Here is an 18,189-nt window from a genome sequence, read left to right as displayed (position 1 = left end):
CAGACGGCTAAAATGCTTTAATCGCCGTAATTACCCTATTTAAATTGCATAGGTTTGTAAGTTTTTACTCTACAAACAGGTGCAAAGGGCTAGAAGAGGTGCGTTATTCAGGTAGCGTATGTTAGGAGCGCAAACTCCAATGAGCATACGTGAGGGGAATTAACGCCGAGAAGTAATCACTTTTGCGAGGTGTTTATTTCGGGCGACTAGGTTGAACCCTAGCGACTGTCACCAATAGCTGCTTATAACAAGCAGCTTATTAGTTTGGTGGAGAGCTTCTGGTCTTAAATATTAAGGCCGCGCGCCCTATTATTTTAAGCCCATTCGCTCTTCGAATTATTAGTTCGAACGACGTTAATGCGGCTCCTTCCATAAAGCTTTTTAACTCTTCGAATACTACCAATTGCATTAAATTAGTCATCGCTAAAATGATCACGTATTTAATAAAATTGGTACAAATTATAAGTTCGTGAGAGATGATCAACAATTTCAATTTAAACGACTACTCATTGTGGACCGCGCTTGTTACGCCATTTGATCAACACGGCGATGTTGACTACAACACGTTAACTAAGCTGGTTAGGGAGCAAGAGGCCGCACATAACGGTATTTTGCTACTCGGCAGTACGGGCGAAGGTTTAGCGCTTACGCAAAAAGAGCAACAAGCCATTGTTGAGCACGTATGTCGGCTAAAACCCGCAGTACCACTCATGGTTGCTGTGGGCGGTAGTAATCTAAAACAACAAATTGAGTGGGTTAACTTCTGTAATACGCTGCCCATTCATAGCTTTTTACTTGGCTCACCGCTTTATGCAAAACCTGGCGCTATAGGTCAAACTCATTGGTTTGAAAGCCTACTTAATGCAAGCGCTCACCCATGTATGCTTTATAACGTACCAGGGCGCAGTGCTATTAGCATCCCAGCGGCAACAATTCAAAACTTACAAAACAATAAAAATTTATGGGCACTAAAAGAAGCGAGCGGCAGTATTGCTCAGTTTGAAGCTTACCGCCAAGCAGCACCTAATTTAGCTATTTTTAGTGGCGACGATGCGCTGATGCCTTATTTTGCTCAAGCTGGCGCAAAAGGTTTAGTGTCGGTAGCTGCAAACGCATGGCCCGCACAAACTCACGAGTTTGTTAAACGCAGCTTAACTGGTCAACACCCTAATTTATTTTCCCAGTGGTCAAGCGCTATTAATAGCCTATTTGCTGTCGCAAACCCTATTCCCGTAAAGGTATTAATGCATTTGCAAGGTCGCTTAAGCAGCCCGCAACTTCGTCCACCTTTAACACATCTTGAGTTAACTCAAACCGATTGCATCACAACTGCAAACAACACCATTTTATCTTGGCATTAAATACAGGTTTTTATAATGAGCTGGTTAGAACTATTAAATAATTTAGAATCGGGCGCAGTACGCGCAGCATCACAAAACGAAAGCGGCCAATGGCAAGCTAATGTAGAAGTAAAACAAGGCATTTTAGAAGCCTTTAAAAATGGCACTAATACTGAGTTTACAGGTGGTTTTGTTGATAAGCATAACCTAGCTCCGCAAGAATTTAGCACTGAAGATGGCGTGCGTATGGTACCGGGTGGCTCTAGTGTTCGCCGTGGTGCTTATGTTGCTAAAGGCACGATTATTATGCCACCAGCGTATGTAAACATTGGTGCATACATCGACGAAGGCACAATGGTAGATAGCCACGCATTAGTTGGCTCGTGTGCACAAGTAGGTAAAAACGTACATTTAAGTGCTGCAGTGCAGCTTGGTGGTGTACTTGAGCCAATTGGTGCAAGCCCAGTCGTTGTAGAAGACGACGCCTTTATTGGCGCTGGCTGTATTATTGTTGAAGGCGTAGTCATTAAAAAAGGCGCAGTACTTGCCCCAGGCGTGCGTTTATCAGCAACTATTCCGGTATACGACTGCGTAAACGAGCGCCAACTCGATAAAGGCGAGCCAATCCCAGAATACGCGATTGTAATACCGGGCTCTCGCCCTGCGTCAAACGAATGGGCGCGCGAGCAAGGCCTAAGCATGTCGTGTGCGTTAATTGTTAAATACCGCGACGAGCAAAGCGATGCATCATTATTACTTGAAGAGGTTTTACGATAATGAGCTTTTTGAGCACGCCTATCAAAACTGCTGTAAATACAATTACACAACAACTTGATACCCCTTTTTTTGTTTACGACCTAGATCAACTAAACACGCATCTTGCACGTTTAGTTGCGCAAACCGATGTAAAACTGTGGTACGCGGTAAAAGCAAATCCACTGTCTAAAATTATTCAAAGCTTAGACAGCGCTGGCTTTAATTTTGACGTAGCAAGTAAAGGTGAGCTTGAGCAAGTGCTAGCACAAGGTATTAGCTCACAGCGCGTGCTCAACACAGGGCCTGCAAAAAGCCCTAAACAAATAAAACACTTTATTGAGCGCGGCGTGCGTATATTCGTGGCCGAAAGCCTCAATCAAGTACGTTGGTTAAACCAACAAGCGCAACTACAAAATACGCAGTTACAAGTATTACTGCGAGTGCAATTACGCTGGCCTGAAGGTGAAAAAAATCCACTGGGCGGCGACAGCCTTACGCCGTTTGGTTTGGGTTGTGATGAGTGGCAAGCACTCAATGTAACCGACTACCCTGCACTTAAGTTTGACGGCTTACATATTTTTCAGTGGGGCAACATGCTTAGCACGCAAAAACTAAGCGAATTGTGGTCACAAATGATTGCACCTCTTAGCCAACTTGCCAGCGATTTAAATATTAGCCTTAAAATTTTAGATTTAGGTGGCGGCTTAGGTATTCCTTATACACAAAATGAAGCAACACTTGATTGGGATGACTTAATAGCTGCACTCGCTAAAATTAAAAATGATGCTGGCGTAGAAGAATTATGGATGGAACTTGGTCGTTATGCCGTTGGCGAATGTGGTCATTACGCAAACCCAGTAATAGAGCGCAAACAAAACTATAATCAACAGCAAGTCATTTTAAGCGGCGGTATAAATCACTTATTACGCCCTGCTGTTACCAGCCAAGATTTTCCTGCTGCGTTAATGCGTGAATCCAGTGCTAAAACTCAAGCGGTCACTTTATACGGCCCACTTTGTACAGCGCTTGATTGCTTGGGTGAACATAACTTACCAAGCGATTTAAATGAGCACGACTGGCTAGTGTTTAGCCAATGCGGTGCTTACGGCTTTACCGAAAGTATGCCGTATTTTTTATGCCATGAGCTAGCCGCAGAGTACACTCTTCAAAACGGTACACTTACCTGTGTTCGCCAAGCCGAAAATGCCAGCCACTACTTAAGGTAATAAGCATGAGTAATACAACACACATCAGCCAAGAGAACATTGTAGTAGGGGAAGTTGCAAACGGCTTACCGCTTACAATTCCAGTATATCGCCTAAAAGGCGATGGCACAGGGCCAAGTGTTTACATTCAGGCCAATATGCATGGCGCTGAAGTGCAAGGTAACGCAGTTATTTTTCAGCTGCTTGAGCAACTAAAACACCTTAACCTTAGTGGCGATATTACCCTTGTGCCTTATGCCAACCCAATAGGTTGTAATCAAAAATCTGGCGAGTTTACCCTTGGCCGATTCGATCCGATTACGGGTACTAATTGGAATCGTATGTATCACTACAATAAAAATTTAGTGGCACAGTTTGCACAAAATCATACTCAGTATGACGACGCTACATTAAAAAGTAACTTCAAACAGGCGCTTATTGACGAAGTAGACAGCAAACTTAACGGCCCCGCTTATTTACTTAATACGGGTAAACGCATTGCGCTTAACTTACAAAAGCTTGCTCATCAAGCTGATATAGTACTCGATTTACACACAGGTCCTATTTCAAGCAAACACTTGTACTGTCCAACCTACGCAACCGACAGCGCACGTTATTTTAATATTGAACATGTCCTACTTATTCCTAGTGATTTTGACGGCGCGATGGATGAAGCTAACTTTTGCCCATGGTGGCATTTAAGTGATGCGCTTAGCGGACAAGGTCGCGAATTATCAATACCTGTAGAAGCATTTACTGTAGAGCTAGGCAGCCAAGAAAAAATAGACTTAAAAGAAGCATTAAACGATGCAAACAGCATTTTAAGTTACTTAAATCACAAAGGCGTATTACAAAACGCACCGCATACGCCAGCCAATATGACTCGCTATGCATGTAATTTAGATGACTACTTTGCTTATTACGCCCCTATTGGCGGCATGGTTGAATACATAGCTCCCCTTGGCGGACACATTAAAGCCGGTGAGCCTATTGCCAATATTTTACGCATGGAGCGCTACTTAAGTGAGCAACCACTGCAAACACTTGCTCTAGATTGCGATGCAATTGCTATTTTGCACTTTGCCTCAGCGAGTGTTAACCAAGGCACCGAGCTTTATAAGTTTTTTACTAACATATTTGAGCTTTAGCTCACCCTTCTCATTGCGTGAGAGTAATACCAATTGCATTAAATTAGTGATCTATTATAGCGATAAGGAAATAGCTTAATAACAAGGCTAAAATTATGGTACATAGTTGTTCTATATAAATAATTTTTAACGTAGTTAGTGAGTTATTTAATACGCTAGAATGATCATGTTTTTAATAAAATTGGTATAAATTAGCCAAAATGGTTAATTTGCATTAAAAAAGCGGCTTAGGTCGCTTTTTTTCTGATCTATATTTACTTTATATACGTATGCAATTTGCTTTGAATACAAATTCAGCAAAAGTTCACCGTTACATATGTAAAAAGACGTTATAATTAAATTAACGCATACAACAACCCGAACTCACAAGGAATTACAATGAGCTGGCGCCACTGGATCACACTTTCTGCTTTAATAAGTACAGCTACCTTCGCACAAGAAGACGTTGCTAAAAACGAGCAAAACAACGACATTGAGCTTGTAAAACAGTGTATTTTAAATGAGGTAATTGGCGGAGATGGTAAACAAACATTAGACGATCTTCGTAAAAAATGTTCAGCTCTTGAAGAAAACAAACAACTTACCGCGCTTGATAAACGTCAAGCGCGTGAAGAAGTAGGTAAAAAAAATAGAAATGTAATTACCCCACATAAACGTAATTATATTTTACCAATTTCGTACGTGTCACATCCTAACGATCGCCCATTTGATGGTTTTGATGCATTAACTGACGAAAACGACGGCGAGCCTCTAGACAATGTAGAAGCAAAATATCAGTTATCGATTAAAGTGCCTCTTTACGATGACTTCTCTGATGAAGACCAAGCTATATTCTTTGGCTTCACACTGCAATCATATTGGCAGCTTTATAACTCAGAAATATCTTCACCATTTCGCGAAACTAACTACGAACCGGAAATATTTTGGATAAATTACCTCGACCCAGAAAACGTATTGTGGGGCGACGAAATGGCCATTGCTTTAGGTATTTCGCATCAATCAAATGGTCGTAGTCAACCAAACTCGCGTTCGTGGAACCGTATTTATGCAAACTTTATTTGGGAAAATGAGGGTTTTGTTTTTAGCTTTAAACCTTGGTACCGCATAAGCGAAGATACTAAAGAAGATATACTTGATGCCAGTGGCGACGATAACCCAGACATATACAAATACATGGGTTACTTTGAATTTAGTGGTGCATATCGCCTTAATGAGCACGAGTTTAGTTTCATGACACGTAACAACCTAAATTCAGAAAACCGTGGTGCAATTCAACTCGATTGGTCATTTCCTTTATGGGGTCGCGTTCGTGGTTATGCACAATACTTTAACGGTTATGGCGAAAGCTTAATTGATTACAACGCCGATATTGAGCGTATTGGTGTAGGTATATTATTAACTGACTTGTTGTAAAACAAGCTCACAAAAAAGCCAAGCTATGTGGATTGTTCCACGGCTTGGCTTTTTGCTTTTCGGCATTAAATTAAACCGTTATTTTTTAACCGCAAACACACCTTCAAACTCTGCAACTATATTGTCACCATCATAAATAGTAACAGGCACAACATAACTTGCTTTACCTTCGGTTTCTAAATCGCTCAACTTACCTTTGCAGGCTTGTAAATCTACACAGCCACGCGGGTCTGTAGTTAGTGGTTTTAAATATTTAATATTAGCATCGGCTAACACAATATTACCTTCGAGCCCTGCTTCTTTAAGCGCTAAATATGTTGCGCCCCAACCCGTAAGTGTTGCCAAGCTATAAATAGAACCTGCAAACATCGTGTTATGTAAGTTTAAGTTAGCGTCTAAATCTGCACTGGTTGTAAATTGCCAATCGGTGTAGCTTTCTACTTTAATGCCCATCGCATCACTAATTGGAATTGATTCGCGCCATATATTTTGCAGCACTTGAGTCCAATTTGGATGGCGAAACCAACCTGGCTCACTTGGCTTTTGCTTTATCATTTTAAAGTGCTGTACATCGCCGTAAGCTAAATGTGCTTTTTCTTTTAACTCGTAACCGTGGCGCTTATAAAACTCAAGCGCACGTTCGCGTGCAAATAACACAAGCTCACCGGCATTTTGTGTCCAAGCTATTTTTTCAAGTTCGTGAAGTAATCGGCTACCAATATGTTGATTACGATTACCCTCCGCAACGGCCATATAGCGCACTTGTGCTTGCTCATGACTGTTAAAGTGCAAACGTGCTACACCTAGCACTTCGCCTTCTTTATTTTTTATAAAGCGGTGCTCAGAGTCTTGTTCCATATCGTCTTGTTCAGAGCCACGAGGCTCGCCCCAAGGTGCGCGTAATACCTGCCAACGCAATTGGTAATATGCTTGCCAATCTTCGCTACTTTGTGGGGTGCTTACCTGAAACATACATACTCCTGTTGTTATATAAGTCGTATATAAGCCGTAAATAAAAGTCAAAAAAAAGCTACGGCGCTATACTAATCGTATTGATTATCTACCAAGCTAAAAAAATAAAATAATTAAATTGATTGGCATTATTATGGCAAATACCATACTCCATCTTAAAAAAACTGCAAATACGACTTTGGTGATGGCTGTAAAATAACGTAAAAAAAATAATAACAAAGGTCATTGCGCTTTAACGTTGCTAGTTTATGCTGAGAATATGACTGAAAAAAGCAATTACATAAATTCACTAACTGGTTTGCTAAGCGATCAATTTATTGAAAGCAGCCACCGTATTGGGCACTTAATTTATTGGCATAAGCACAGTGGCGATCACATTCAAGTACGTGAGCACGAACAATTACGCTGGCTACTTATTAACGATACTCTTCAATCTGTTATTGATTTAAATAACCCGAGTTTATTACTTTTCCCACATTTATTGTGCCTAGGTAAGCATTGGCAGGCTCTTAAGCCGCCACAAAAAGTGTTAGAACTCGGCCTTGGCGGCGGTGCAATTCGTAATTATTTACAGCACAAATACCCTAAAGCACAAATAACATCCGTTGAAAAAAATGCCGATATTATTGATTGCTACAGCCAATTTTTTTCGTCAAATAAAAATGAGCGATTGCTTTGCGCTGATGCACAACAGGTTTTAAAAAGTGCACAAAATATTGATTGGATTATTCTCGATTTATTTAGCCAAATAGATGCACCTCGATTTTTATTTGAAGAGGCATTTTATAAAAAAATCTACTCGGCTTTAAATAACAACGGCGTGCTATTTATTAACTTTTTATCGCAGCATGAGTCGCAATTAAAGCAACTTCAGCAGCTATTACTCGATGTATTTGGTTGTAACGCTCACCCGCAAAAAATTACGGGCTATGTAAATCATATTGTCGTGGTAACCAAAAGCTCAAACAGATAAGTTAAACGTCACGGGTCCGTCGTTACACAAGCTTACTTGCATATCGGCACCAAACTCACCTGTGGCTATTGTAAGCCCCAACTCTTTAGCTTGAGCTACAAAGTACTCGTAAAGCTCATTAGCTTGGCTTGGGGTTGCCGCAGATGAAAAACTAGGACGCATTCCTTTTTTAGTATCAGCAGCTAATGTAAATTGCGACACCACTAATAACTCACCGCCAATGTCTTTAAGGCTTAGGTTCATTTTGTCGTTTTCGTCAGTAAAAATACGATAGTTACTTACCTTATGTAAAAGCTTATCGGCCGTTTGCGTATCGTCGTGTTTTTCAACGCCCAGCAACAACAATATACCTTGGCTAATTTCGCCTACCACTTGGTTATTTATTTCTACTTTGGCATGCTTTACGCGTTGTATTAAACCTTGCATTTACACTGTGTCCTTTACTGCTGGCTCGTCATCTTCAAGCTCTATTTCTGGAGTATCTTCAATATCATTTGGGCTAATGCATGCTGTAAATTCAGCACCTAGCAGCACAACAATCCATGACAAATACACCCATACAAACAAAATAGGAATGGTTGCTACTGCGCCATAAATAACTTCGTATGAAGGGAAATGGCTAATATAAAGTGCAAATCCCTTTTTAGTTAGCTCAAATAAAAGTGCCGCAAAAAAAGCGCCAGGTATTGCCGCTTTAAACGACACCCTTGTATTAGGCACTAAGGTGTAGAGCATAATAAAGCCCACCATCGAAATACCATAAGGTAATAGCTTTAACAAAAACCCACTAAACCCCGGAATTCCCTGATCAGCAAACGACACCAACGACACAATATAAGAAGTAACACCAATACTGGCACCTAAAAGCATTGGCCCTAAGCTTAAAACCATCCAATACACGGCAAATGAGATCATCATTGGGCGTTTTTTCTTAATTCGCCAAATACGATTTAGTGTGGCGTCAACATTACGTATTAACAGCAAAGCAATGGCCGCTAAAAAACCAATACCTACCGCCGTCATTTGGTTCGCGTTCCCCGCAAAGGAGCTAATATGCTCTCTAATAACATCGGTAGAGGTAGGAACAAAGTTGGTAAACAAAAAGCTCTCTATTTCCATGCGAGTCGACTCAAACCCCGGAAAAGCTGAGAATATAGCAACACCTACGGCAATTAACGGTATTAATGAAAGCAAGGTAACGTAGGCTAAATAACCTGCATTCACTGTTATTTGATCGTCTATGCAGCGATTAACGTACTGCATCCACCATGAAGGCTGTTGGCGTATAAAGGACTTAACTTGCTGTTTGTAATGGGAGAGCTTATCATTCATACAATTGACTTGTGCTTATATAATTTTGATTATAATAACAATCAGCGCCATAATTTACAGCACTAACACTCGTAAATAGGAATTCAAATGAAAAAACAAACATTACTTAGTGTTTCAATGCTTGTACTAACACTCACTTTAACTGGTTGCCAATCAGCTTATTATTCTGCAATGGAAAAAGTAGGTGTTCACAAACGCGATATTCTTATTGACCGCGTAGAAGAAACCAAAGACTCTCAACAAGAGTCGCAAGAAGAATTTAAATCGGCTCTTGAACGTTTAACTACACTTATTGATTTTAATGGTGGCGAACTACAAGACACTTATAATCAGTTAAACGATGACTACGAGTCGAGCTTAAAAGCCGCTAACGAAGTGTCAACTAACATTAATAAAGTAGAAGACGTAGCAGAAGCGCTATTTGATGAATGGGGCGATGAGCTAGAGCAATATAAAAGTGCATCACTTAAACGTGAAAGTAGCAAAAAGCTAGCTGCAACTCAGCGCCAATTTGATCAGCTATTACGTTCAATGCGCAGTGCTGAGGACAAAATGGAGCCAGTATTAACATCGCTTCATGATAACGTTTTGTACTTAAAGCATAACTTAAACGCACAAGCGGTATCGGCTATTAAAGGCGAGTTCACTAACCTTAAACGCGATATTCAATTGTTGATGAACGATATGAACAAATCGATTGCCGATTCAAACAAATTTATAGAGCAAATGAATAGCGCAGGCTAATCAGTTTAAACTTTTTTACTAAGCCTGCAAAATTGCAGGCTTTTTTGTTGTTACTTTTTGTTACCTTTGAATTATTCGTTAATCTGCTGTTGTTGTTATACTTTTACAAAATAATAACTAGATTACGACAATGAAACTAACCACCTTTAGCCTCATCACTACATGTATGCTGCTGAGCGCTTGCCAAACAGCCAATCACATTGAAGTCATTGCAGGGGAAGGTACCGTTACTCCACTGCATCAAGATGGCGAACGAGAAGGACGCTTTCATAATCTTTACCCCGGTAAAAAAACTTACCCTACCACCTGCGAAGCTGACTGCTATCCAACGAGCCCTAAACTACAGTGCGAAACAGACAGTGAAAACTGCCAATATATTGCTGATCAAGTAATTCCAAAATTAAATACCGGATACACTGTTCGTTGGCTTGGGCATGCAGGATTTATGATCCGCACACCTAACGGGCAGCAAATGCTATTTGACCCTGTTAAAGAGCAATTTGATTCACCTGTTGATTTAGCCTTTAGGCTGGCCTCAGGGTTTTATAGACAACCCGGCGATTGGCTAACACAAAGTGAACTCGAAAACTTAGACGCTGTGATGTACTCGCATATTCATTACGACCATTTTAATAAAGCAGATATAGAAGAGTTAGGTAATAAACCTCGCTACTTAACACCACTGGGTATGGCCGACAACTTCCCAACTGGCGGGTTTAACATTAGCGAAATGGCTTGGTACGCAAAAACAAATATTAGCGATTTAGCTATTCATGCCTTACCTGCTCATCACTTTAGTAGCCGAGTAATGATACCCTTTATTTATGAAGATAACGATAAAGACCTATGGAATGGCTGGCTCCTTGATCAAAACGGCAAGACCTTATTTTTTGCAGGCGATACCGGCTACTCAAAGCACTTTAAGGACATTCAGCAAAAATATGGTGATATAGACATATGCTTAATGCCAATAGCGTCTTATTACAGTGAAGAGAGCCCTAATTGGTATCGTTATGTGCACACAACACCAGAGGATGCACTAAACGCCGCGAATGATCTTAACTGTAAAGTAATGATACCTTGGGGATACGGTAACTCAACGTGGAAAATGGGCGACCGCACTAGTCATTCAGCCTTACTGCGCTTACTGCATATGGCTAAAAAAATGGATACTAAAACTCCTCTGTATATACTAAACGAAGGTGAAAGGATTTCACTGTAACTAATTACTTAGCTACTTTAAGCTGGCTGTTACATCAATAAAAATACATAATAAAATCGAGATATTAATGAAAAAATTAGCACTCGCCTTAAGTTTTTTATTAAGCGCGCCTGCAATGGCGATTGATGTTGAACATACATCAACCCCAATTACTGTCGATGGCGTATCAGAAAGCGCGTGGGATAAAGCCGCTTGGCACGATATGCCTTATTTAATGGATGGCACTCTGCCATCAAACGATGCAGATTTTAAAGGGCGTTACCGTTTACTGTGGGATCAAAACTATTTATACCTACAAGCCGATATTGTGGATGATGTTTTAATTGATACACACGCCGATCCAACCTATAAATATTGGGATGACGACGCGCTTGAGGTATTTATAGATAGCGATGCATCGGGCGGAAACCACCAATTTAATCACACCGCTTTGGCGTACCATATTGGCCTTGATAACCAAGCCGCCGATTACGGCCCTGATAAAAAAGCCCATTTGTACACCGACCACCTAGTCAGTAATTGGAAGCGTAACACTACTGCACCTTTTAACATTACGTGGGAAGTAGCGATAAAGCTCTACCCTAACGACTACAAAGAAGGTGCTGTAAATACACCAATTACACTTAGCGAAAAGCAAGTCATTGGCTTTATGTTAGCGTATTGCGATAACGACGGCAGCAAAGTGCGCGAGCACTTTATGGGCTCACACGAAGTACAACCAGTAAACGGCGACAGAAACCGTGGTTTTATAGATGCAGACGTATTTGGCAAAATCACCTTGGTGCGCTAGCCGCTCTTTAGCATTGGAGGTATGAGCTGTAAAACTCTAAATTTTATAAATAGTAGTCGTCAAATTAACTATTAAGCAACAAAGAAATACACATTAAAAATGTGTATTTCTTCTAAGCTCGTATTAGTAAATAGTAACTTGAACATCAATCCAAGCGTTTGCAGTGCCTAATGTACCACCAACCTCAACTGGATAAATACTAAAGCCATTCCAAGGGTCTATAAACGTTTGGTTCAGAAGTAATGGTGAATCATTAAAGTCCTCTAACGACCAACCAGAACTTCGAGAGTTTGGAGTTGCATCCAACAATAATGAGTTATGGTTATACCAAGGAGCCGCGTTTTCATCCATGTAGTTTTGTAAATTTATAAGAATACCACTTTGCAATAAAGGAGTACGTAATTGAGACTCTGGAGGTGTATTTGTTTCACCATTTTGTGTGGTTCTATATTCTACCCAATATGTTTTATCTCCATCCCCTGACTTTATTTTTAGGCCTATCGGGCCAGGCGCATTATGGCCATTGCTGGTGCCATGATCAAAAGCATATATTCTATACTTTCCTGAAGTTGTGACAGTGGGTACATCAGTCTCTGTGATCCAATTTTTAAAATACCCTTTATACATTAAGTTCATTTCTTCTAAAGAGTGAGCACCCATTCCCATTAAACCAAATACATTCCCGTAATTAGTAACTATGTCATTACTATTTCCGTTTAATGTACTGCTCCCACCCTCGATAGACATTGAGTGATGCAAACCCAATGCATGACCCGCTTCATGGGCAATAGTGCCAGCTTTATATGTATAGATTTCCATTAAAGGAGGAGCTGCTTGAGAGTTAATAAAGTAACTTGCTTGTGTACCTACAGGCGGTGCCGTTACCATTATTATGGTGCCTTCACCTGGAAAATTAGGATCTATGCCAGTATTAATTAATTCTTCTTTATAACCTGAACTCCACTTAGACTTATCATAATTATAATAGTCATGGTCATGGGGCATCGTAATTTTTGACTTTATCTCCCACGTAAAATTGAAATTACCATATGATTGCTCAGTAAAGTATTCTTTAGTTTTTTGCATTTCAGCATTAATTTGAGCAGTACTAAACTCTAAATCTTGATCAGGAAATCTAATTGGATAAACTAAGACATGGACACTCTCATAATCGTATCCATCATTACCTGGATCTACTAACCCTGGAGTGACGCGACAATTAGTTGCATTGAAGTCGGCAACAACACTAACCCCTTTAAATAACCCTTCTAAACTGACATTATTCCAGCCATTTGCTGGCTGCGTTAAAATAACGCACTCAGTATTACCTATATGCGACGACCTAGTACTATCATCTCCATCGACAGGCCAACCATCTGTTCTTGCTGCAAGCGTTAAGTTTCCTAAACCATGGGCAGTACTGAAAGCAATACTAGTTATATTTTTGTTGAATGTTGAAACATTAAAACCTAGCTTATACGATACCGCAGGAACGCAAACAGGAACACCATCCTGTAATGAAACTGCTGATGTTGGATCTTGAGTAGCGCAAATATCTGGTAATATATTGGGGTTAGGGTTGGGTTCAGGGCTAATAGGATCTGACAAACTGGTTTGCATACTTATAGTGTTACTCCAACCAGACCTATTCGTGCTGTTTTGAGCAAACATTGTATAATAATAAGTCGTATCTTCAGCTAAGCCTGTGTCTGTATAAGTTGTGGTATTCTCACCCACCGTTGATATTACTTGCCAAGAAGAGCCTGCGCTTGATCGTTGAATCTCAAAGCTATTCTCATTATTTGAATTATCATCCCAATTTAAATTAATGGTTGTTCCGTTAACTGTTGCTTGCAAATTGCTAGGAGCAGCTAAAGTACCTGTGTTTTCACTACCGCCGTTAGGTAATTCGTTATTGCTTCGGCAAGTAGTCGCACCAAAATCAACAACAAGGGATGCATTACTTCGCTCTCCAGATATAGCAATCATTAACCAATGTTGATTTGGATTACTAATAATTACACATTCTTCATTTGAGTCTGTGGTTAGTGATCTATAAGCAGTACTGTTTGATGCAGTGCTAGGCCAACGGCCCTGATCTACATATAAGTTAAGATCTCCCGTACCATGTGCTGTGCTGATAGCAATACTGTTATGATCACTTGCTCCTGCAATACTTAAATATGCAACTCCATCATCATTGATACAAACAGGGGATCCATCGCTTATAGAAGTCGACGCCCCTTGAGTTGCACACATATCTGGTAACTCTGCACCGGATGTATAGTATGAAATAAATAGAAAAGAGCCTATCAGGCTTTTCACAAGTTTTAATGAGGGTCGTTTCATTTTTTCACCATTCTAAGTTAGTTAACTATTCTTTATGCTTTAGTTTGAAAACATAAAATTTACGTTTCATTTACAACTGAATTTTAAAAACTAACTTACATAAAACATAGAATCAAGCATTCAAAAAACACTAAAAACAAAAACCAAAAACACCGCAAACCCTTGAAATTAAAGGGCTTATAATTAATAGTGATAAATCATGATGATAGATGATATAAAATGGTAAACTTTAAAAAACATAATGAACATGAATTACTAAACAGAGCTAAATTTTTTTCTTACTCAACATAATTATGAAATAAATCTACATAGAAATTCCAAAGAGTAAAAGTGAGCACAATGCTTTACTCCACCAATTAACTATAAAATAGCTGATATCAAATAAGCCCTAGGCTTCACCTGCTAACGAGTCAATTTTCAACCGTAGCCAATGCAAAACATTTACGATTTATTTATTTTAATTTGGGTTAATTTACGAAGTAAGGCATGGATATCTGAAAAATTTTTGATTATCTAGCGAATAATATTAGGAATAACGAGGGTAATTTACATGCTAGACGCTTTTCTAATTAAAAGTAAAATCAACGTAGCTCGCGTTGAAAGTAACCGTTGGAGATAGATTCACTATGCAGAATTCAGATTAAATTAGGTATAATTATCTTTCGAGATTAAATGTTCTGCTACATGAAGAGTGCTGCTTAAGGTTTTTTGACTTCTAAGAGGTTAGATTTACTTAAACAAATAGCATTTTAGCCGTACAATAAAGTATGTAAGCTAATCAGGGGACTACGCCTTCCACTGGTATACTTAAGAAAACATTGAGGTTAAGCCGTTTGTTTAACCTCATTAGGCAAAAAGTTAGTCGCTATATAAAGACCCGTAGTTCAACACGTAGTGATTAGCTATGCTGCGCCCCTATCATTATTTGAATGGGGCACATATCAGACCTTTCTTACCTGTAAAACAATACACTACGACTAGTTCACCTCAATACAACCTGGACAAAGGATTCTCCAACCCCTAGTGCTAATAAGCTAAGAATCATTCAAAATCAAACTTAATTGACATCCCATTATGCTCACCAACAATACTGAAATAATGATAACCTGCTCGAGGATTATTTATCGTAATGAATTCTGCATTATCCGGGTTGTCAGACCTTTGATCATAACTATTCCCACTAGCCCAACCAGATGATTTATAATATAAATTTCCGTTACCAGATCCATGCGCTGTCATTATAACAACTTTATTTGTGCCCAATGGAACGTTAATACCGTAATATGCGATTGCATTAACCCAAGAGCCGCTGGGTACACAAATATCATCACTTTGCTCAATCCAACCTGATATAGGGCTTTCTATTGCGCAAGCATCGATCACTGTATCACCACCACTGTGCTCAGCACTTATAGAAGCTGTAGTTACTACCGTGTCAGTAGCACCATCACTATCCGTAACTGTTAACTCCACATTATAGTCACCTACAGCTGTATAAGTATGGCTAGGGTTCATTAAAGTGCTGATTTTTCCATCGCCAAAGTTCCAGCTATATGAAACTATTGGCCCTTCAGTATCTGATGAACCTGCACTACTAAAACTTATCGAGTTATTCACAGTACCTAAATATGAACCATTAGAATAAGCTGTTGGGGGCGTATTCTGATTTTCATTAACATTACATCCAGGAGTGTCAAATTCAACTAAAATAGATGCAGTTCCATTCGAATTAGAAATTTTCAGATTACCCCAGTAGTTACTCCCTCCAGATACATAAATACACTCACTGTTTCCAATATCATTCGAAATACCATCATCACTATTCGTGCCTGTAGGCCAACCTGAATTATCATAATTAATACTTAAATCACCAGAACCGTGTGACGTTCTGATTTTAACACTGTCATGGCCACTAATATTTGCGATACTAAGCCAAATTACTGGTGAATTACCTAAACAAACAGTATTACCAGCTACTAAATTACCACCAGTAATAGGTGCCTGTGTAGTACATGTATTTGGTAAGGTATTCCCTGGTATAATATCTTCTGCTGAAATAGTCACTTTAGTACTTGTAGTGTTTGTTGCCCCTTCATTGTCAGTTACAGTAAGACGCACATCATAAACCCCTTGTGAGTTATAAGCGTGGCTAGGGTTGGCAAGTGTACTCACGGCACCATCACCAAAATCCCAACGAAAAGCCTCTATCGAACCATCATTATCTTTGGAACCCGCGCTGGTAAAGTTAACGGCTATATTTACAACCCCATTATAAGTACCGTTAATATTTGCTGTTGGCGCATTATTTTGAACATCACCATTTATAGAATATACATTTTCACCTGGTGTAAGAGAAACCACCCCTTTACAGCTATTCAATGAATCAACAAACACCATTCTATCACCAGCCTGCCATGTAGTTCCTGTATAACTTTCACCTACGTTTAGTGTTGCATAAACAGTATCAGAGCGCGCACCAGTTACATAGTTAACCCACCGTACTTGCATGACTTCATTTGAGTTATTTGTAACAGTTACATTAGTGGTATTTGTAGTTTTAAAATAAGGCCTTTCTAAACTACATGAACCAATCTCATTAGCTGCAGGCAAAGTGTCAGGCACTAAGTTATTAACTAAACTAGGCTCTACCGAAAAACTAGCTGTTTGCCCAACAATACCAACCCCAACACACTCTCGATTTTCGCTCATCATGACAAAGCGATCGTTTTCACGCCAAAAGCTATTATTGTAGTGCTGACCTTGCGTTAATAATGTTATTTCTTGTGTTCCTGCACTTCCAGTAACATTATCAATCCACATTAATCTTAACGGGACTGAAGTATTATTTAGCACTGACAGATTAGATGTAGAAGAATCATCTACATATCGAATATACCTTTGCTCCAAATTACATGAGCCAAAGTTATTATCTTCAGGAAGTGCAACATAACTCATAGCTGTCGCAGATGTTAATGATTGCACATAATCAGAAAAACCATCGCCTATACGGTCTGAAACATTTTTTAAGGTTGTTTGATAAGTTGCAGTACTCCCAGACCGAAGCGCATTAATTATATCGTCATAATCACTTCGATGATTTGCATTCATATAATGAATCGCCATATAACCCCACTGATATAAATCAGGGTGATTATAGTCCGCACTCAAAATATTGTAGAAAGGAGGAATCTCCTTACCGGAGAAGCTATTGAGTGTCCTTGTATAGTTTGTACCATTAGCTAGAAAATCAGCTAAGCCTTCAGTCAATCCCGCATTATATGTAAAAGTACCAAAGGGGCCTGAGACATTAAAACGACCATCTAAATAGTGTACATATTCGTGTTGTAGGTTATATACCTGCCCTGTATAAGCACAAGAAAAAGGTACCCAACTATCCTCACAAATGTGCGATATAAATTTCGCTTGGTTTGCCGAGTTTGATGGCGACCCCTCTAAGTACATTCCTCCATTATCAGTGTTAATTCCAAAATGCGCTTGGCCATTAGCTTTATACTCTGCACTTGATAAGTAAATATAAACATCTAAGGTAGTATTATTGTCATTGGGCAGCGGGGAACTAGCATTCGTATTAAAAAAACTGTAAAAATCCGTTTCAGTTTCAGATATTTCATCGCAACTACTTCTTAATTGCTGTTGTGTTATACCGCTTTGCGCTCGTAAATTCACAGAATTACATTGATAAGATTCAGTAAACACCTGATTTATAGTTGCCGCAGATGCGTTTTGGAAGCCACAAAGCATAAATGCAGCTATGGCCCCCACTGAGTTTATAGTTTTAATCATGCACTTTTCTCTTTAAGTATTATTTGAAAGTGAAGAATCAAGACATTCCTGTGTCAGTACATTCTTTTCGATCTTTAGAAGAAACATTTCTCAACTTATGTTTCACAGTTTAGGTATTTTCATTTACTTCCCAAGAGAATC

14 protein-coding genes and 1 riboswitch are annotated in these 18,189 nt (G+C 39.4%); of the genes, 9 read left to right on the top strand and 5 right to left on the bottom strand.

Going from position 1 to position 18,189, the window contains the following annotated elements:
• The first annotated feature begins 85 nt into the window (after window positions 1-85).
• Window positions 86-286: riboswitch (Lysine riboswitch) on the top strand.
• A gap of 190 nt (window positions 287-476) precedes the next feature.
• From dapA to PX700_RS09685, 5 genes are all read left to right on the top strand, one after another.
• On the top strand, window positions 477-1,361 hold the full coding sequence (gene dapA, locus PX700_RS09705) for a 4-hydroxy-tetrahydrodipicolinate synthase (protein WP_479520610.1): 885 nt from the start codon (window positions 477-479) through the stop codon (window positions 1,359-1,361).
• Window positions 1,362-1,376: 15 nt separating this feature from the next.
• Window positions 1,377-2,117, top strand: coding sequence for a 2,3,4,5-tetrahydropyridine-2,6-dicarboxylate N-succinyltransferase (locus PX700_RS09700; protein ID WP_479520609.1), 741 nt, complete (start codon window positions 1,377-1,379; stop codon window positions 2,115-2,117).
• Window positions 2,117-3,322, top strand: coding sequence for a PLP-dependent decarboxylase (locus PX700_RS09695; RefSeq protein WP_479520608.1), 1,206 nt, complete (start codon window positions 2,117-2,119; stop codon window positions 3,320-3,322). The genes PX700_RS09700 and PX700_RS09695 overlap by 1 nt, the downstream gene beginning before the upstream one ends.
• Before the next feature lie 5 nt (window positions 3,323-3,327).
• The gene (locus PX700_RS09690; protein ID WP_479520607.1) at window positions 3,328-4,449 is read left to right on the top strand and encodes a succinylglutamate desuccinylase/aspartoacylase family protein; all 1,122 of its coding nucleotides are present in this window, start codon (window positions 3,328-3,330) and stop codon (window positions 4,447-4,449) included.
• Window positions 4,450-4,827: 378 nt separating this feature from the next.
• Window positions 4,828-5,862, top strand: coding sequence for a phospholipase A (locus PX700_RS09685; protein WP_479520606.1), 1,035 nt, complete (start codon window positions 4,828-4,830; stop codon window positions 5,860-5,862).
• Between the two features lie 78 nt (window positions 5,863-5,940).
• On the opposite strand, the gene PX700_RS09680 is transcribed toward PX700_RS09685, so the two are convergent.
• Window positions 5,941-6,834 (bottom strand): bifunctional GNAT family N-acetyltransferase/hotdog fold thioesterase, encoded by an 894-nt coding sequence (locus PX700_RS09680; RefSeq protein ID WP_479520605.1) that lies wholly within the window; start codon window positions 6,832-6,834, stop codon window positions 5,941-5,943.
• Window positions 6,835-7,093: 259 nt separating this feature from the next.
• Here PX700_RS09680 and PX700_RS09675 point away from each other — a divergent pair, with 259 nt between their 5' ends.
• Window positions 7,094-7,807, top strand: a complete 714-nt coding sequence (locus tag PX700_RS09675; protein ID WP_479520604.1) for a spermidine synthase — start codon at window positions 7,094-7,096, stop codon at window positions 7,805-7,807.
• Here PX700_RS09675 and dtd read toward each other — a convergent pair.
• Both dtd and PX700_RS09665 read right to left on the bottom strand, forming a co-directional pair.
• Window positions 7,796-8,233 carry a D-aminoacyl-tRNA deacylase gene (dtd, locus tag PX700_RS09670; RefSeq protein WP_479520603.1) on the bottom strand — a complete coding sequence of 146 codons (438 nt, stop codon included), beginning with the start codon at window positions 8,231-8,233 and terminating at the stop codon, window positions 7,796-7,798. The two genes, PX700_RS09675 and dtd, sit on opposite strands and share 12 nt — an antisense overlap.
• Complete coding sequence (locus PX700_RS09665; RefSeq protein ID WP_479520602.1) at window positions 8,234-9,139, bottom strand: virulence factor BrkB family protein; 906 nt, start codon at window positions 9,137-9,139, stop codon at window positions 8,234-8,236. It lies immediately after the preceding gene.
• Window positions 9,140-9,226: 87 nt separating this feature from the next.
• On the opposite strand from PX700_RS09665, the gene PX700_RS09660 reads away from it, so the two are divergent.
• The 3 genes from PX700_RS09660 to PX700_RS09650 all read left to right on the top strand — a co-directional run bounded on the left by PX700_RS09660 (window position 9,227) and on the right by PX700_RS09650 (window position 11,895).
• Complete coding sequence (locus tag PX700_RS09660) at window positions 9,227-9,883, top strand: DUF2959 domain-containing protein (RefSeq protein WP_479520601.1); 657 nt, start codon at window positions 9,227-9,229, stop codon at window positions 9,881-9,883.
• Window positions 9,884-10,013: 130 nt separating this feature from the next.
• Window positions 10,014-11,105 carry an MBL fold metallo-hydrolase gene (locus PX700_RS09655; protein WP_479520600.1) on the top strand — a complete coding sequence of 364 codons (1,092 nt, stop codon included), beginning with the start codon at window positions 10,014-10,016 and terminating at the stop codon, window positions 11,103-11,105.
• 67 nt (window positions 11,106-11,172) lie between these two features.
• Window positions 11,173-11,895 carry a CBM9 family sugar-binding protein gene (locus PX700_RS09650; protein WP_479520599.1) on the top strand — a complete coding sequence of 241 codons (723 nt, stop codon included), beginning with the start codon at window positions 11,173-11,175 and terminating at the stop codon, window positions 11,893-11,895.
• Window positions 11,896-12,018: 123 nt separating this feature from the next.
• On the opposite strand, the gene PX700_RS09645 is transcribed toward PX700_RS09650, so the two are convergent.
• The gene (locus PX700_RS09645; protein ID WP_479520598.1) at window positions 12,019-14,244 is read right to left on the bottom strand and encodes a fibronectin type III domain-containing protein; all 2,226 of its coding nucleotides are present in this window, start codon (window positions 14,242-14,244) and stop codon (window positions 12,019-12,021) included.
• A gap of 1,041 nt (window positions 14,245-15,285) precedes the next feature.
• Window positions 15,286-18,048 (bottom strand): collagenase, encoded by a 2,763-nt coding sequence (locus tag PX700_RS09640; protein ID WP_479520597.1) that lies wholly within the window; start codon window positions 18,046-18,048, stop codon window positions 15,286-15,288.
• Between the last annotated feature and the right edge of the window lie 141 nt (window positions 18,049-18,189).

The sequence above is a fragment of the Pseudoalteromonas sp. TP27 genome, assembly GCF_056470645.1.
The sequence above is the reverse complement of the archived record's forward strand: the minus strand, read 5'-3'. Positions and strand labels throughout refer to the sequence as shown.